This window comes from Vibrio sp. FF266, from assembly GCF_041439695.1.
Taxonomy (GTDB): domain Bacteria; phylum Pseudomonadota; class Gammaproteobacteria; order Enterobacterales; family Vibrionaceae; genus Vibrio; species Vibrio tasmaniensis_A.
In genome coordinates this window covers 1-2,226 of the sequence record NZ_JBGOOO010000098.1, presented here as the reverse complement: position 1 = coordinate 2,226, position 2,226 = coordinate 1, and the positions used below count along the sequence as shown (strand labels likewise).

2 protein-coding genes are annotated in these 2,226 nt (G+C 38.5%); one reads left to right on the top strand and one right to left on the bottom strand.

What is annotated here, in order from left to right; genetic code table 11:
* Nucleotides 1-1,065: 1,065 nt before the first annotated feature.
* Nucleotides 1,066-1,563: a thiol peroxidase gene (gene tpx, locus ACED59_RS24345; protein WP_371705191.1), complete on the top strand. Its 498-nt coding sequence runs from the start codon at nucleotides 1,066-1,068 to the stop codon at nucleotides 1,561-1,563.
* Between the two features lie 76 nt (nucleotides 1,564-1,639).
* Here tpx and ACED59_RS24340 read toward each other — a convergent pair whose 3' ends face one another.
* A complete protein-coding gene (locus tag ACED59_RS24340) occupies nucleotides 1,640-1,918 on the bottom strand; it encodes a hypothetical protein (RefSeq protein WP_371705192.1) in 279 nt (92 codons plus the stop codon).
* Between the last annotated feature and the right edge of the window lie 308 nt (nucleotides 1,919-2,226).

Below are 2,226 nucleotides of genomic sequence, written 5' to 3'. Positions count from 1 at the left end.
TCTTAGTTTTATTGATTCTTGGTTATGCGATTTACAACATCATTCGAATCACACTTGAGATTCGTAATTCGAAATGCTGATTTAGTTTACTTTTAGGCGTTACGGTGTGCTTTTGGGGTGAGTTTGAACGATGTTAATTCGTTCTGTGAATCGCTCTAAAAGCGTCACAAACTTACAAGGCAGTGTGGAGGTGCATTGCCTTGATCAAGTGTCCAAAATCTTCGCTAAGAGCGTTTGTGGGGTTCTGAGGGCTATTTCTGATAGCAAACCCTGCTATTTACCATAATAGGAATAATGAACACCGATTTTTGAGTGGTAGATCATCATTTTTCTTTGGTTTGGGTATAACTCTGAATTTTAAGCATAAGGTCATCTTAGACGTTGCTCATGGAAAGAATAAATAAGGAGCTTTAGCGACCTCATCTATTGGCTTGTCAAAGCCTCAAGCGTCTATGTGACTGTTCTTCTAATTGGGGGCTTACTACAAAGTGACGGTTAGTAAGTTTATCTAAAGAGCCTCGCAGTTATCGAGCGTTCGTTTCTTCGGTGAACCAATCCGCATGGGGCTAACTACTTTGGTGTAGTTCCAATGCCATGAGCTAAAACTCGTTTCATCTCGTCACCAGTTCGTGATTACTTTAGTAGGAACTTAGTGAAAAATTCTCTGTAAAGTATGTCGGTCAAGTGAGTCATCAATACACCGTCTTAAAGTGCTGCACTGACTAAGGATATGTTTCTGTCGTTGAATGGTTTGTTTGTAGGTAGTGACAAAGCTAGCCCACCTGTACTAAAATCAATGCGTGAACAGGTGATTTTTAGTACCGACCTTAGTGTCAGCTAGATTACTTCGTTAAAGGGGATGATCGCAAGGTCATCCCCTTTTTCGTGTCTCTAATCTAAGGGCTATTGAACATAATAGGAATAATGAACACCGATTTTTCAGGTCATTAATTGAACCTGCTCCGATGTGCCGTATTTTAATTGACGCCAAATTAATATTGAGTTTTTATGGCTCACCTCAACGCTATGCTTTTATTAGCTATATCATATAAAAAGAAGGTAAATATGGAACAAGTAACTTTTCAAGGAAACCCAGTTAAAGTTGTAGGCTCTATTCCAACTGTAGGCAGTCAGGCTCCAGATTTCTCTCTAACGGCTTCGGATTTATCTGATTTGACACTCTCATCATTTAAAGGCCAGAACGTAATCATTAACATATTCCCGAGTATTGATACTCCTGTTTGTGCATCTAGCGTTAAGAAATTTAATGAAGAAGCTTCAAAACTTAAAAATACAACGGTTTTATGTGTATCAGCCGACTTGCCTTTTGCTGTAGGTCGCTTCTGTGAAGTTGAAGGTGTTGAGAATGTTCAACATGCATCTACCTTCCGTAACTCTGACTTTGCAGAGACTTACGGAGTGTTAATTCCAGAGGGTGCTCTTAGAGGTTTAGTAACTCGTGCAATCGTATGTGTGAATACTGATGGAAAAGTGACACATTCAGAGTTGGTTAAAGAGATAACTGATGAGCCAACTTACTCACTAGCCTTGAATGCTTTTTAATTAGATTAAAGAATAGCCCGTTTATCAGCGGGCTATTTCTAGATCTTTTATCTGAACCATTTGTAATCGAAGGTTTTTAGCTAGTTGTTAGTATTCCTTTAAGATGAGCTAAAATATCTCTTGGCTCATCCATTCTCATTTTCTCTGTAAATTCCATTTCACTTTCTAATACCACGGTAGCATGGTCAATCAGCGTCTTGCGTTCTTCTTCTGATATCTTCTTTGTTTGCAACCCACAGATGCGAATAAGTAGGCACACTATATCTAGCTCCTTTGATTCTACTGAGCTGATTTCTTTATACTCTTGAACTTTTTGTAGTGCGTTATTTATACGTTTTTTCGATAATGGCGTCATGACTGGTGCTTATCTTAGGTATTTATTTGGTGATAATTTTTTAATGTGTTTAGGTGCTAATAACAACACCAACCACTTTCTTTTGTTACTGTATGACCAGCAATATTCCTTATTTACCATAACGGCACTTAGTGCGAAGTGAGATTTAGACACAAGAACGGCTCCCTATAGGGAGCCGTTCTTCGTTGCGCAGATGAATCCTAGCTAAGGTAACAGAATCTTAATGCTCTGGTTGTCTATTGATGACGTTGTTAGGTAAATGCCTTTTAATTCGGAGGCTTTTTTGTCAAAGGAATAAAAACGTATCA

Bases quoted from the DNA above. Each gene is read 5' to 3' on its own strand.
- tpx (WP_371705191.1), top strand. From the start codon at position 1,066: ATGGAACAAGTAACTTTTCAAGGAAACCCAGTTAAAGTTGTAGGCTCT.
- ACED59_RS24340 (WP_371705192.1), bottom strand. From the start codon at position 1,918: ATGACGCCATTATCGAAAAAACGTATAAATAACGCACTACAAAAAGTT.